9 protein-coding genes are annotated in these 14,432 nt (G+C 61.8%); all 9 read left to right on the top strand.

Annotated elements, in window-relative coordinates:
• Nucleotides 1-192 precede the first annotated feature (192 nt).
• The 9 genes from FTE24_RS16275 (at nt 193) to FTE24_RS16235 (ending at nt 14,368) form a co-directional block, all read left to right on the top strand.
• Nucleotides 193-615, top strand: a complete 423-nt coding sequence (locus FTE24_RS16275; protein ID WP_150232152.1) for a hypothetical protein — start codon at nt 193-195, stop codon at nt 613-615.
• A 31-nt stretch (nt 616-646) separates the two neighbouring features.
• Nucleotides 647-5,770: a DUF4132 domain-containing protein gene (locus FTE24_RS16270; protein WP_150232150.1), complete on the top strand. Its 5,124-nt coding sequence runs from the start codon at nt 647-649 to the stop codon at nt 5,768-5,770.
• Between the two features lie 230 nt (nt 5,771-6,000).
• Nucleotides 6,001-7,710 (top strand): alpha-keto acid decarboxylase family protein, encoded by a 1,710-nt coding sequence (locus FTE24_RS16265; protein ID WP_150232148.1) that lies wholly within the window; start codon nt 6,001-6,003, stop codon nt 7,708-7,710.
• 195 nt (nt 7,711-7,905) lie between these two features.
• The gene (locus FTE24_RS16260) at nt 7,906-9,342 is read left to right on the top strand and encodes an N-acetylmuramoyl-L-alanine amidase family protein (RefSeq protein WP_160441794.1); all 1,437 of its coding nucleotides are present in this window, start codon (nt 7,906-7,908) and stop codon (nt 9,340-9,342) included.
• A 61-nt stretch (nt 9,343-9,403) separates the two neighbouring features.
• Nucleotides 9,404-9,898: a hypothetical protein gene (locus FTE24_RS16255; protein WP_150232144.1), complete on the top strand. Its 495-nt coding sequence runs from the start codon at nt 9,404-9,406 to the stop codon at nt 9,896-9,898.
• 224 nt (nt 9,899-10,122) lie between these two features.
• Nucleotides 10,123-10,884, top strand: coding sequence for an ATP-binding cassette domain-containing protein (locus tag FTE24_RS16250; RefSeq protein WP_150232143.1), 762 nt, complete (start codon nt 10,123-10,125; stop codon nt 10,882-10,884).
• Nucleotides 10,881-11,558 carry a methionine ABC transporter permease gene (locus tag FTE24_RS16245; RefSeq protein WP_202111888.1) on the top strand — a complete coding sequence of 226 codons (678 nt, stop codon included), beginning with the start codon at nt 10,881-10,883 and terminating at the stop codon, nt 11,556-11,558. Before FTE24_RS16250 ends, FTE24_RS16245 begins: the two co-directional genes overlap by 4 nt.
• 69 nt (nt 11,559-11,627) lie before the next feature.
• Nucleotides 11,628-12,491, top strand: coding sequence for a MetQ/NlpA family ABC transporter substrate-binding protein (locus tag FTE24_RS16240; protein WP_150232141.1), 864 nt, complete (start codon nt 11,628-11,630; stop codon nt 12,489-12,491).
• Between the two features lie 173 nt (nt 12,492-12,664).
• Entirely contained in the window at nt 12,665-14,368 is a 1,704-nt protein-coding gene (locus FTE24_RS16235; protein ID WP_150232139.1) for a methyl-accepting chemotaxis protein, read from the top strand.
• The last annotated feature ends 64 nt before the right edge of the window (nt 14,369-14,432 follow it).

The following is a 14,432-nucleotide window of genomic DNA, read 5'->3' as shown; positions in this document are numbered from 1 at the left end:
TCCGTGCTTTTCGGCGGAAAAGTCCGCACGAAGCCGGCGTCGGCATCTGTCCGATCAACGAAGAAGACCCGTTCATGCCTGCGGCGGGTTTTTTTCTATCTTGCATTCTGGTAAAATGAATCTGTACATATGCGAACGTTCATTCGCTTTTTCGGGCCGTCCGATCGGTCTGTCCATGGAGGAGGAAGTCATATGAAGCTGACCGCAATCGTAAAAAGCGCGGGGCGCAAACGCGGCGTGGCGGGCCGCGAATTCGATCTGCCGGGCATGCCGCGCACGCTGCGCGAACTGATCGACCAGACCGTGCGGCTGATGGTCGCGCAGTTCGAAGAGAAATTGGCCGGCGACCATCTGCTGCCGTATTTGACGGAGCAGCAGGTCGAAGAAGGCGCCCAACGGGGCAAAGTCGGTTTCGGCGCCGTCTACGGAGAGAAATCGCCGGACGCCGAACAAGCCGTGGCCGCGGCTGTGCTGGGATTCGAGGACGGGCTGTACCGGGTGTTCGTGCGGCAGGAAGAAGTGACGGGGCTCGACGTTCCGCTGACGCTTGCGGACGGCGACGAAGTGATATTCATGCGTTTTACGATGCTGGCGGGCGGGTTCTGGAACCGCTGATCTCATCAACCCGATCGAGGAGGCACCAATCATGAACGAAGAAGAGCAGTTTCGGCAGGAAGAACAGTATTTTGAAACGTTGAAAAAAACGGCGGGCCGGCTCGCAGGGCCGGACGCCGAGCTCGCGGCCTGCCTGTGCGAAATCGTCGAAGAAGGTTACGTGAGCGAACATCAGGAGAGTGTGCGGAACATGCGCCGGCTGCTTCTGGAGCGGGCGCAGGGCGACGAGGGAAGCCTGCTGCGGCCGCTGGAAGAGGTCATGTCCGCGCTGGCGGGAGAACCGGCCGCGCAGCGGGTCCGGCGGATGGCGCAGCAGGCGGCCGATTATCCGTATTCAAGCGGCTATATGCGGCGGCCGTTTCGTACGGCGGACCTGTCGGCCCATCTGACACGCATCCTGACGAACCTCGTCGGGCATCTGTGGATGGAGGCGTCGGACTTTTCGCTGGATCTTCACCTGACGCAGCGCGACTATTCGAGCTCGAACGGGCGCACGCGGTCTTTTTACCGGATTAGCCAGTCGCTGCCCGACCTGATCGCGCAGAAGCTCGACGAACGCGAGGCCGGCGTCGAATCGGCGCTGCGCGACATCGTGCTCGGCGAGAACCAGACTGCTCTGCTGAGCCGCGAGATGCTGGCCGGCATGCTGATGAGCCATCGGCCGGACATGCACGGGTTGGTCGGCGACCTGCTCGTCGCGGCGAGGCTGCAGGAAGGGCTGCGGCAGTCGATCGTGGAGAGTATGGACTTCGGGACGCCGGAAGCTTTTTCCTATTTGCTGAAGTTGATTCTCGATCAGGGCTTCGTCCGTTACGCGTCCGTCGTCCGCGCCGCGGGCGTCTGGACCGGGCTGCCGTTCGAGGCGTCCGATTCGCGGGTCGCCGCGAAGATGCTGGAGCGGCTCCATGCGGCGCTGTCCGATCCGAAGACGCGAGCCGGCTGGCTCGAATCGGACAACGCGCAGGAAGTCTACGCTTCGCTGTTCGCGCAGGCGTGGATCGAGGAAGCGGAGCTGCCGAAGCAGGTGCGCGGGATTATGGCCGGAAGTGTGCATTACCGCAAAGTGGCGGCTCAATACGTCCTGTCCATGAGCCAGCGCTCGGAGCTCAAGCACGCTTCCGCGGTCGAACTGCTGCACGGCGGCGAACGCGACCCGGAGCTGCTGCACTGGATGCTCGTCAATTATACATACGAATATGCCGTACAATGGGGGATGCCCGACGAAGACGAGCCGCCGATGCCGTGGCTGGGAGGCGGGCCGAGCAAGCTGGACCTGCGGGAAGCGCCGGAATTGAGCGATAAGGCAGAACGCCGCAGGCAGTTCGAAGCGTTTGAGTCGCTGCTCGGGGACGGGCCTTCCAAGCCGGTGACCGGCACTTCCGGCGCGCTCGAATTTTTGTCGTATACGTACGACCCGGCCGATGTGCTGCGCAAAATGATGTATCTGGCCGCCTACGACATGGACCCCGAATGGGTGGGACGCCTGATCGGGCTGTCCGGTTCGATGAGCGCGGACAGCCGCCACGATTTGTTGAAGTTTTTCCTGACGCGGCCGGATTCGGCGGAGCAGCGCGGGTTCATCTTCGATACGCTGGCGGACAAAAATATCCGCAACCGCGAGACGGCGCTCAAGCGGGCGGGGATGCTTCGGCTGAGCGACGACGAGCTGCGGCGCGTCGAGAGCATGCTGAAGCTCAAGACCGGTTCGCTGCGCCAGAGCGCGATCGCCCTGCTGCTGGGCCAGCCGCGCGAAGCGCTGGCCAGCGCGCTGGACCGGCTGCTCGGCGCCAAGGCGGAGCTGCAGCGGCTGGCCGGCCTGGAGCTGCTGACCGAACTGTCGGCCGACCCGGAGCGGGCCGGCGATTACGAAGCGCTGCTGCCGCTCGCGCAGCAAGTCGCGGAGCCGACGCCCAAAGAGTCGCAGCTGCTGCAAAAGCTGGACGCGCCGCAGCGGAGCGAGCAGGCCGCCGCCAAAGGCTTCGGGCTCTGCGATCCCGAAGCGATCGAACCGTGGCTGCTGGAGGCGTCCGGCCCGCAGGCTGACTTCGACCGCCTCTTCTCGCTCGATCCCGAGCGGGCCGGCACGTTTATCCGCGGCCTGGACGAATTGATCCATACGCTGCGCGATACGGAATACGAAGTGGAGCATTACGCGGGCGCCACCGAAAAGCTGCTGCTCGGCGCGGAATTCCGTCCGTTTTCCTACGGGGCGATCGGCTCTTACAACGCGGTGCTGGAACCGGATTACAAGCGGGAATCCGCGCTTGACCGGTATCCGCTGGCCGACGAATGGCGGAAGTACGTACAAGAGAGCGGCTTCGGGCCCGAAGAACTGCTCGGTCTGTACCTGATAGCCACCACGAAGCGGCTGTCCGGCAAGGTCGGCGATCATTACGGCGAATTCGCGTCTTACTACGATTACCAGAAAATGCAGCGTATGCCTCTGCTCGCGGATTGGCGCGCAGAATACGTGCAGGGGTTGTATCCGCTGGAGTCGTTGAGAGCGGGCTGGCAGCTGCTCGAAGACTGCCGCTACGCTTCGGCGGTCGTCATGCTGCTGGGTGCCTTTTTCGAAGACAGCGCACCGGCACTCTCTTTCGAGGCGGCGGCTTCGGCGCTGGAACGGTTGTTTGCACAATTCCCGGGAGACGCGCCGGAAGAAGACCGTCCGATCTGGCTCGTGCTGGCCCAGGACTGGAACGCCCTGCTGCGCCGGCGCGCGTACGACGACGCTTCGTTCAAGCGCTGCATCTCGCTGGGCTATCGCTATGACAAGGCGCGCCGATCGTTCAAAGGCCAGCGCGGGTCGTCGCTCGATATCCGCATGCTGTTCAAGGCGCACACGCTCGGCCTGCTCGGCGACAACGAGATCTACAAGCAGCTGCTCGGCGAAGAGGCTCCATACCTGCTGCGCACTTTGACGTCGAATCCGCCGGAGGAGCTTACGCGAAGCGAAGCGCTGCAGGGCATCCTGCGCACAATCGTCGACCGGCTGCTGGACATCGAGCTTGCGCGCGGCGATCTGGCGACCGAAGCGACTTCGTATACGTCCGCCCTGCAGCGGATCGAAGGCGTGGACGTCCTGCTGCGCATTCTCGTCAGCCTCGGCGGCGAGACGTTCGTGCGCGGCTACATGTACGGATACGGCGACAATCTGACCAAAAAAGAATCGCTCAGCGCCCTGCTGAAAAACTGCTATCCGGCGGAAGGCGACGACGCGGCCGCGCTTGCCGGCAAACTTCGCGGCACCGGTCTGTCGGAGCGGCGGCTGCTCGAAGCGTCCATGTACGCGCCGCAGTGGATCGGGATCGTGGCGGAGCATCTGGACTGGCCGGGACTGCGCAGCGCCGCGTGGTATTTCCACGCCCATATTAACGAGAGCTTCTCCGCGGAAAAAGAAACGATCGTCGCGCATTATTCGCCGATTACGCCGCAGGAGTTCAACGACGGCGCGTTCGACGTCAAATGGTTCGAAGAAGCGTACAAAGCGATCGGCGCCGAACGCTTCAAGCTGCTGTACGACTGCGCCAAATACATCTCGGGCGGTTCCAACCATCGCCGCTCGCAGCTGTTCGCGGACGCGGTGCTCGGCAGGCTGAAGCTCGGCGAAGTCCGCGCGCAGGTCACGGCCAAGCGCGGCAAAGACCAACTGCTGGCCTACAGCCTGATTCCGCTCGCGCGCAGCAAGGAGAAAGATCTGCGCGAACGCTACGACTATATCCGGAAGTTTCTGCTGGAGAGCCGGCAGTTCGGCGCCCAGCGGCGGGCGAGCGAAGGCGCGGCCGGCCAGATCGCGCTCGGCAACCTGGCCCGCAGCGCGGGTTACGCGGATGCGATCCGCCTCCAGTGGGACATGGAAGCGGGCAAGATGGACGATCTGCGCATCCATATGCAGCCGACCGAAGTCGGCGACGTGCGCATGAAGCTGGTCATCGACGAACGGGGCCTGCCGGAGATCGAAGTGGAGAAAGGCGGCAAAGCGCTCAAGTCGATCCCTTCCCGGCTGAACAAGGATGAAGTCGTCGTTCGGCTCAAAGAGATCAAAGCCGACCTGACCGAGCAGCATCGCCGCTTCGTGCGCGAGCTGGAACGTTCCATGGAGACGGCGGCCGCGTTCGCCGTGTCCGAGCTGCTTAAGCTGCACGGCAATCCGGTCGTGTCGCCGCTGCTGGACACGCTCGTGTTCCGTCTGGAGGAGACATCGCCGGACCTTCCCCGGGTCGGCTATTTCCGGGCCGCCGATTCGGCGCTGCTCGATATTGCCGGCGGCGCGAACCTGCCGCTTGACGGCGGAGCCGCGCTGGTTCTCGCGCATCCGGTCGATCTGCACGCCAGCGGGCAGTGGCCGCTGTTCCAGCGGGACTTGATCGAGCGGGGCCTGCGCGACGGGCAGCACGGCAAGGACGGACAGGCAGGCCGCGCGCAGGCGCAGCGCCAGCCGTTCAAGCAGATCTTCCGCGAATTGTATCTGCCGAACGCGGACGAGCGGGCTTCGGGCGCGTTCTCGTCCCGCTATGCGGGACATCAGGTGCAGCCGGGCAAGACGGTTGCGCTGCTGCGCGGCCGCGGCTGGACGGTCAGCTACGAAGAAGGGCTGCAGCGCGTCGATTACAGCCGCAATATCATCGCGACGTTGTACGCGATGGCCGACTGGTTCTCGCCGGCGGATACCGAAGCGCCGGCGCTGGAAACGATCCGGTTCAGCGACCGCCGCACGCACCGGCCGATTCCGCTCACCGACGTGCCGCCGGTGCTGTTCTCGGAAATTATGCGCGATGCCGACCTCGTCGTCAGCGTCGCCCATGTCGGCGGCGTCGATCCGGAAGCGAGCCTGACGACGATCGAGCTGCGCACCGCGATCGTGCGCGAATCGCTGCTTCTGCTCGGCAAGAACAATGTCCGGCTGGACGGAAGCTATGCCCGGATCGACGGGACGCTCGGCGAATACGCCGTGCATCTGGGCAGCGGCATCGCCTACAAGCAGGCGACGGGCGCCCTGAATATCATCCCGGTCCATGCCGGGCAGCGCGGCCGCTTCTTCCTGCCGTTCCTCGACGAAGATCCGCGCACGGCGGAGATTCTGTCGAAGATCGTGCTGCTGGCGGAAGACGGGCAGATCAAAGACCCGCAGATTTTGGAGCAGATCAAAGGCTGATCCCGGCGGATGGATGCCGTATCGGAGTCCGCGTCACACGCCGCATGAAACGTCGTATAAAATGTACCGGCGAACACCCGCGATCCGCCCGGCGTCATATGGCGGATTCGGCGATTTTTAAAATTACTGACCTGTAGGGTCTTTTGCGGGGTAATCATAGGATAGAGGCCGACCGGCCGGTCCAAGACCGACCGGGTCGGCCGCGCGATCACGGGAAGGGTGTGTGTGTTATGGCTAAATCGATTATGGGAAAAATTCGCTCGAACACGCAGGGAGAAGGTCGGGCGACGCTCGGCACCTATCTGTTCGACTGTCTGAAAAAGGAAGGCGTGACCGAAGTGTTCGGTGTGCCCGGCGACTACAATTTCACGCTGTTCGACACGCTGGAGAGCCGCGAAGGCATCACGGCGGTGCCGACCCGCAACGAATTGAACGGAGGCTACGCAGCCGACGGCTATGCCCGGATCAAAGGGCTCGCGGCGCTTATTACGACGTTCGGCGTCGGCGAGCTGAGCGCGACGAACGCGCTGGCCGGCTCGTACAGCGAGAACGTGCCGGTGATCCATATCGTCGGTTCACCGAAATCGGAGAAGCAAAAGCAGCACAAGCTGATGCACCATACGCTGATGGACGGCGATTATGATGCGTTCCGCCGCATGTACGAGCCGATCTCCGCGTACACGGCCGTGCTGACGCCGGCCAACGCGATGGCCGAGATCCCGAAAGCGATCGAGATCGCGAAGCGGACCAAGAAGCCGGTCTATCTGTCCGTCGCGATCGACCTCGTGGACCAGCCGCTTGCGACGAAGGCGGCGAAGATCGAACAGCCGAAGACGAGCGAGTCTTCCCTGAAGTCGGCTTCGCGGCAGGCGCGCAAACTGCTCAAGTCTTCCGAGCGGGTCGTGCTGCTGAGCGACGCCAAAGTGAAAAGCTGGAAATGGGAACCGCTCGTGCGGGAACTCGCGGAGGCCATGCAGATTCCGGCCGCGTCGACGATCATGGGCAAAGGCGGCTTCGACGAAAGCCATCCGAACCATATCGGCATGTACGGCGGAACGCTCGGAAGCGAGAAAGTACGCGAAGTCGTGGAGAACGCGGACTGCCTGATCGTGGCCGGTTACGTGCCTTCGGATACGAATACGGGCGGCGGAACGGCGGAGCTGAATCCGAAGAAGATGATCGTGATCCAGCCGGAATCCGTCGTGATCGGCGGACAGGAATATGCCGACGTGCTCGGCGCGGACATGCTGCGCGAACTTGCGGCGCTGGGACTGACGGCGGCGCTGCCGGTTCCTGCGGCCGAACATCCGTACAACAGCGGCACGCAGCTTGACGGCAGCAAGCCGCTTCGGGCCGACGACTATTATCCGCTCATTCAGCGGCTGCTCCAGCCGGGAGACGTCATCGTGGCCGAGACCGGCACGTTTGCCTACGGCTTGTCGCAGACCAAGCTGCCGCAGGGCGCGACCTATATCGGGCAGGGCGGCTGGCAGAGTATCGGCTACGCGACGCCGGCCGCGCTCGGCGCGTGCGTGGCGGCGCCCAAACGCCGGGTGCTGCTGTTTACCGGCGACGGATCGCTGCAGCTGACCGTGCAGGAACTGAGCACGATGATGGATCACGGCTGCAAGCCGATCGTGTTCGTGCTCAACAACGGCGGCTACACGATCGAGAAGGTGCTGAATTTCCGGGTGCCGGTCGAAGAACAGACGTACAACGAGATTCCGGGCTGGGATTACGTCAAGCTGGTCGAAGCGTTCGGCGGCGGGGCTTACACGCAGCGCGTCCGGACGATCGGCGAGCTGGCGCGGGCGTTCCGCGAAGCGGAAATGCAGCGCGGCGACAAGCTGTGCCTGATCGAGATGATGGTGTCCGACGGCATGGACGCGCCGGATTACCTGCTCCGGTTGGGCGAAGAGATGGAGAAGCAGGAGAGCTGAACCGGGGGCTTTTTCCCGGCCGGGTCCGCACAGGAGTCCGCGTTTCCTTCGGGAAACGCCGGACTCTTTTTTGTTTTTGACAAAAAAAGCTCGAAACGGAAACTTTGCGCGCTGCGCAGGCGTCTATACCTGTGATGAGCCGATTGGCGCTTTCAACATTTCAACGACAAGGAGAGGGTACGGGGTGGAAAAAGGATGATGGCAAAAGTTCGGCGTACGGGATACGCAAAAAGGTGGATCGCGACGGTGCTTGCTTTGGCGGCGGTGTTTTTCCTGTCGATTCAGGTCGTTCAAGCGGCTTCAAGCACGAAGATCGTCCTGAATGACAGGGAAGTGACCGGGGCCCGAGACGTACTGACCGTAAAAGGCACGACAATGGTTCCGATCCGGGTCATCTCGGAGGAACTCGGATATCCGGTCGGTTGGAATTCGGCCAGCCGGCAGGTGACGGTAGGCAGTCCGGGCGACAAGCTCACGCTTACGCTCGGCAGCACGGCGGCGATCGCGCCGGAAGGCACGATCATGCTCGAACAGGCTCCTTTTTCGCAGGGCAATACGACGTATGTGCCGCTGCGCCTGGTCGGTACGAAGATGGGACTGACGGTCAAATGGGATAACCGCGCGCAGACGGTCTTTTTGCAGTCGCCGCCTCCGCTCGAAGCGCCGAATCAATCGGGGCCGAACGATGACGTCGATCCGCCGAAGCCCGTTCCGGGCGGCAGTCCGCAGGCTTCTTCGTCGGTCGAGCAGATCAGCTTCGGCGAGAACCGGGTCATGATCGGGGTGAGCGGCAGTGCGGAACCGAAAGTGTCCGCGATCGCTTCGCCGAACCGGATCGTCGTCGATCTGCCGAACACTTCGTTCAGTCCGCTGTTCGCGGAAGGACAAGGTCTGCTGATCGGCCAGCAGGGGCAGATCGCGGCATCCGGCTCGCCGGACGTGACCGGAATCCGCTTCGCGCTAAACGACGATTCGCCGATGCGGGTCCGGATCGTCATTGATCTTAACAAAGCCAAAGGCTACGAAGTGTACCGCGAAGGCAGCCTGATCTTTATCGATCTGAACAAGCCGAGCGGGCCTTCGACGCCGGGCATCGGCGACGACGGGAAGAAAGTCGTCGTGATCGATGCCGGACACGGCGGCAAAGCGACGGGCGCGATCTACAGCGGAGGACCGACGCTCACGGAAAAAGAAGTCAATATGGGTATGGCGCTCAAAGTCGAAGCGCTGCTCAAACGGGTGGACGGCCTCGACGTCATCATGACGCGCAGCGACGATACCGACGTCTCGCTGCAGGGTCGGGTCGATATCGCGGAAAGCGTCGACGCCGACGTCATGGTCTCGATCCATGCGAACAGCATGCCCAAAGGGACGAAGCCGACGAGCGGCACCGAGACGCTGTACACGAAGCCGGAGAGCAAAAAGCTGGCCGAGACGATTCACAAATACGTGATCGTCGCGACCGGCCTGCCGGACCGCAAAGCGAAGTACCAGAATCTGCACGTGGACCGCGAATCGAGCATGCCGACGGCGCTGGTCGAGACCGGCTTCCTGTACGCCGGAGGCGACGTCNGGGACGGCCGGAGACGGCCGTCCTTTTTTGTGATCCGATGCCCGCTTCCGGGGTTATAAACAATAGAGACCGCGGCGGCTGACCGCCACAAGCGGCCTATGGAGAGGATGGAGAATACGCATGAACGGCTTGAACCCCAAACGATCGGCCGCGTTTCTGCTTGCTTTTGCGGCAGCCGGCCTGGCTTCCGGCACGCTGCTCGGCTTGACGCTCAAAGCGGCGCAGGACTTGAGCGGACACCGCGTCTATCGCCTGCTGCTGAACGCGGACTATGTGCCGGTACTCAAAGAGTTTCGGTTGACCGAGGTAACGGAATTTGTCATACATCTGTTCATTTCCGCCGCGCTGTGCCTGATTTTGGGTTGGATTTGGCAAAAAAGGGCGTATCGCCGCATGCCGTCCACGGCGTCGATGATCGGCGTTACGGCGCTGATCGGCGGCGTCGTCGGGCTGCTGCTCTATCCGACGACGCTGCTGTCTGCCGGAGGCACGCCGCCGATCGACAGCCTGCCGGCGTGGGCCTGGTGGCTGGCAGCGCATCTGCTGTACGGCGCCGCGTCGGGCCTGCTGCTTCGGGCGGTCCTGCTCGCGCAGCGTCCGAGGCGGCGCGCGTAGCGTCCCGAAAAATCGGTTTTCGGGTAAAGAAACGATCGAAACGTTTTTGCGGCAGCGGGGATTGTTTTCTTGCGCAAACAAGCATGCCCGCCGCTGCGCCGATTGTAAAGCGAATATTAAAATTCTTTTTAAAAATGGTGACACAGAGGCTCAATTACCTTATAATTTAGTCGATTAAAGAATATAACAGAACAAAAAAGTAGTGGTACAAGGAGGGATCGGCCATTCTATCCCTGCAGGAAGTCAGCAAGACGTACACGGCACAGGGACAAACGTTTCGGGCCGTTCTTCCGGTCAGCATGGAGATCGAGACGGGCGGCATTCACGGGATTATCGGCACGAGCGGCGCGGGCAAATCGACGCTGCTGCGATTGATGAACCTGCTGGAGCGGCCCGATACGGGCAAAGTGCTGTTCGAAGGACGCGACCTGACGGGTATGGGCGAACGGGAGCTGCGGGAGGCGCGGCGCTCGATCGGGATGATTTTTCAGCAGTTCAATCTGGTGCATAACCGCACCGTGCACGGCAACGTCGCTTCGGCGCTGGAACTTGCGCGAACGCCCAAGCGCGACCGCGAACGCCGGATCGGCGAAGTGCTGAAGTTCGTCGGTCTGGAAGACAAGGCCGGGCAGTATCCGGCGCGGCTCAGCGGCGGCCAGAAACAGCGCGTCGGCATTGCGCGGGCGCTGGCCAGCAGCCCCAGGCTGCTGCTGTGCGACGAGCCGACTTCGGCGCTCGATCCGCAGACGACGGAAGATTTGCTGAACGTCCTGCTGCATATCAACCGGACGCTCGGCGTGACGATCGTCGTCGTGACCCACGAGATGGAAGTGGTCAGGCAGATTTGCACGAGCGTCTCCGTTATGGAGATGGGCGAAGTCGTCGATACGTTTGCGCTGCCCAAGCGTGCGGACGAAGGCATTCGTCCGAAGCTGACGTACCGGGAGCAAATTCTCGGCACGGTGCGCGAGGAGGAGACGCCATGAGCCTTGATCGAATCATGGAGATCTGGGCCCAGTATCATGAGCAGATCTGGGAAGCGATCGGACAGACGTTCTACATGGTCGGCATGTCCACCGTCGCGGCCATAATTCTGGGCATTCCGCTTGGAACGCTTATCTATTTGACCCGGCCGGGCGAGATGCTGGCCAACCGGAGCGTGTCCGTGTTCGTGAACACGCTCGTGAACGTTATTCGCTCTTTCCCGTTTCTGCTGCTGGTCGTGTTCATGTTTCCGATCACGCGGGCGATCGTCGGGACGACGATCGGGACGACGGCGGCGACGATTCCGCTCGCGATCGTGGCGATCGCCGGGTATTCGCGCCTCGTCGAGCAGGCGCTGGTGGAAGTGCCGCGCGGCGTCGTGGAAGCGGCCCGTTCGATGGGCGCTTCCCGGCTGGAGATCGTCTGGAAGTTTCTGTACGTGGAAGCGCGTTCGGGCCTCGTGCTCGGCCTGACGACGTCCATCGTCAGCTTCATCTCGTATTCCACGGTCGTCGGCATCGTCGGCGGCGGGGGCGTAGGCGATTTTGCGATCCGCTACGGGTACCAGCGCTTCGAGATGGACGTGACGATCTGCATGATCGTGCTGATGGTGCTGCTCGTCCAGATCGTTCAGGTGGCCGGCAGCGCCCTGTCGCGCAAGATCGACAAAAGGTAAGGACAAGGACGGTCGGGCACTTTTGGAACCATCTTATTTTATCCAAATAAACGGAGGTATACCCTTACCATGAAAAAGTCCCTGATTTTGATTCTGACCGCGCTGCTGCTCGTTCTGGCCGGCTGCGGCCAAAGCGCTTCGACTTCGTCCAACACGACCGGCAGCGCTTCGGACGCTTCGGGCGCCGCCGCACCCGAAGAGAAGAAGAGCACGGAGATGACCACGATCAAAGTCGCTTCGCTGCCGGCTCCGATGGACGCGATCCTGCTGCTCGTCAAGCCGCTGCTCGTCGAAGACGGCATCAACCTGGAGATCGTGGAGATGTCCGACAATATCCAACCGAACGACGCGCTGGCGAACAAGGAAGTCGACGCGAACTTTTTCCAGCACGTTCCTTATGCCGAAGCCTACAACGAAGCCCGGGGCAGCAAGATCGTGCCGATCCAGCCGGTCTATAACGCGCTCTACGCGGGCTACTCCAGCAAGCACAAATCGATCGAAGAACTGCCGGACAGCGCGATCGTCGTCATCCCGAACGATCCGCCGAACATCGCGCATTCGCTGCTGCTGCTCGAACAGAACGATCTGATCGAACTCAAGGAGGGCGCGGGCATCAAGGCGGGCCTGCAGGATATCACTTCGAATCCGAAAAACCTGCAGTTCAAAGAAGTCGACCTGCTCACGCTCAACCGCATGATGGACGACGCCGACCTCGTTACGATGTATCCGGCTTACGCCAAACCGCTCGGATTGTCGGCGAAGAAAGACGCCCTGATCGTCGAAAAAGACATGGAGGCGTTCGCGATTACGCTGATGGCGCGCGAAGACAACAAAAACGATCCGGCGCTGCTGAAGCTCGCCGAGCGTATGCGCGGACCGGAAGTCGTGAAGTTTCTGGAAGAAGAGTACACGGACACGTATCCGGCGTTCTAAGACTCGCTGCCGGGCAAGCGCAACACCTGTCGGACCGATCGGCTGCCGCCGATTGGTCTTTTTTTGTCGAAAAATGACATTCTCCTTAACAAAAGCAAGCCGCCTGCCGAAATACTATGGAGAGCAATTAAATTTAGGGAAATTATACAGACACCAGAGAAGAGGACAGACAGTTGAAACTTACGATTAAGCAGAAGTTATTCGGTGGATTCGGCACGATGATCGTATTGATCATTATCTTGAACAGTCTGACCAATATGGGGACACAGACGCTGCAAAAACAGGCGGAGCAGTTGAAAACGCACGATATTCCGAGTGTTGTCATGCTTGAAGAGATCAATGACCGCCTCAAGACGATCGATCAGCTGACGATGCGCAATATTTTGGAGACAAGCGATGCCGACATGGGCGGAAGCCGCGAACAAATCGAACTGGCCATGCGCGAGATGAACGAGCAGATCGAAGCGTACGCCGCGCAGCAGACTTCGGACGAAGAACGCGAAGGCGCCGTTCAGTTCCAGCAGGCCGCCGCCGGTTACGGACAATCGGTCACGCAAATTTTGGACCTGTCGGAAGTGAACCGCGACGACGAAGCCGCGGCTTTGCAGCAGCAGACGCAGGAACTCGTCACGAAGATGACGGAAGCGCTGCACGGGACGCTGGATCAAAAAGTGGCGGCGATGAACGTTTCGGCCGAAGCGCAGACCGAAGCCACGGGCCGCATTCTGATCATCTCCATTTCGGCGCTCGTCATCGCCGTGCTGCTCGCCGTGCTGCTGACGCTGCTCATCTCGCGCAGCATTACCCGTCCGCTCGGTTCGATGATCCGGCAGGTCGATTATATGGCGGCCGGCGAACTGGACAAGATCGACGACCTGCCGACCGGGCTGAAGGGCGAACTCGGCCAGCTGGCGTCTTCGCTGCAGCAGATGGGCCGCAATCAGCGCGATATTCTGCTCGAAGTGGGCCGGACGGCCGGAGCGCTTTCCGCGTCCGCGGAAGAGTTCAAGTCGGTCGCGCAGGAAAGCGCGGACGGCGCGGAACATTCGGCGAATTCGATGCAGCGCATGGCCGAGACGAGCGAGCTGCAGTTGAACGCTTCGCGTTCGGGCGGCGAACTCATGCAGCAGATGCTGAACAAGATCGTCGTGATCCGCGACCGAGTGTCGGAGACTTCCGAATCGGCGCATACGGCAAGCGGCAGTTCCGAACGGGGCGGCGAAGTGGTGCACGAAGCCGTGCGCCAGATGGAAGCGACCGTCGTCGGCATGGACGGCATGACCGAGGCGGTGGACACGCTCAACCGGCGTTCGCTGGAGATCGGCGAAATCGTCAAGCTGATTACGAATATCGCCAAGCAGACCAATCTGCTTGCACTGAACGCCTCGATCGAGGCGGCGCGCGCGGGCGAACACGGCAAAGGCTTTGCCGTCGTCGCAAGCGAAGTCGGCAAATTGGCCGAGCAGTCGTCGGCGTCGGCGTCGCAGATTATCGACATGATCGACAATGTCCGCGAAGACGCGCAGCAGCTCAGCCGGATCATCGCGCAAACGTCCGGGCAGGTCTCTGCCGGACGCGACGCGATTCGGGCAACCGGCGACCTGTTCGGCGATATTCGCCGCACGGTCGAGCAGGTGGGCCGCCAGAGCGAACAGGCGGCGCAGGCTTCCGGCGAGATGGTGCAGGTCGTCGAGAAAGTCGCGTCTTCCATCATGGAAGGCGGAAGCCGGATGGAGCACACCGCCGAAGAGATCCAGAACGTCTCGGCCGTGTCCGAGCAGCAGGCGGCTTCCATGCAGGAGATGTCCGCAGGCGCGGCGTCGCTGTCGGAAATGGCCGATGAACTTCAACGGCTTGCTGCGCGCTTCACGCTGTAAACCGATTTTGCAGAAGACCTCTTCCTTCAAGGAAGGGGTCTTTTGGCCGATATAGGAAAAGATG

Origin of the sequence: Saccharibacillus sp. WB 17, assembly GCF_008634075.2 — a bacterium.
Lineage (GTDB): Bacteria > Bacillota > Bacilli > Paenibacillales > Paenibacillaceae > Saccharibacillus > Saccharibacillus brassicae.
The sequence above is the reverse complement of the archived record's forward strand: the minus strand, read 5'-3'. Positions and strand labels throughout refer to the sequence as shown.

Coding starts and splice junctions, on each gene's coding strand:
- FTE24_RS16265 (WP_150232148.1), top strand. CDS start 6,001: ATGGCTAAATCGATTATGGGAAAAATTCGCTCGAACACGCAGGGAGAA.
- FTE24_RS16275 (WP_150232152.1), top strand. CDS start 193: ATGAAGCTGACCGCAATCGTAAAAAGCGCGGGGCGCAAACGCGGCGTG.
- FTE24_RS16255 (WP_150232144.1), top strand. CDS start 9,404: ATGAACGGCTTGAACCCCAAACGATCGGCCGCGTTTCTGCTTGCTTTT.
- FTE24_RS16245 (WP_202111888.1), top strand. CDS start 10,881: ATGAGCCTTGATCGAATCATGGAGATCTGGGCCCAGTATCATGAGCAG.
- FTE24_RS16270 (WP_150232150.1), top strand. CDS start 647: ATGAACGAAGAAGAGCAGTTTCGGCAGGAAGAACAGTATTTTGAAACG.
- FTE24_RS16240 (WP_150232141.1), top strand. CDS start 11,628: ATGAAAAAGTCCCTGATTTTGATTCTGACCGCGCTGCTGCTCGTTCTG.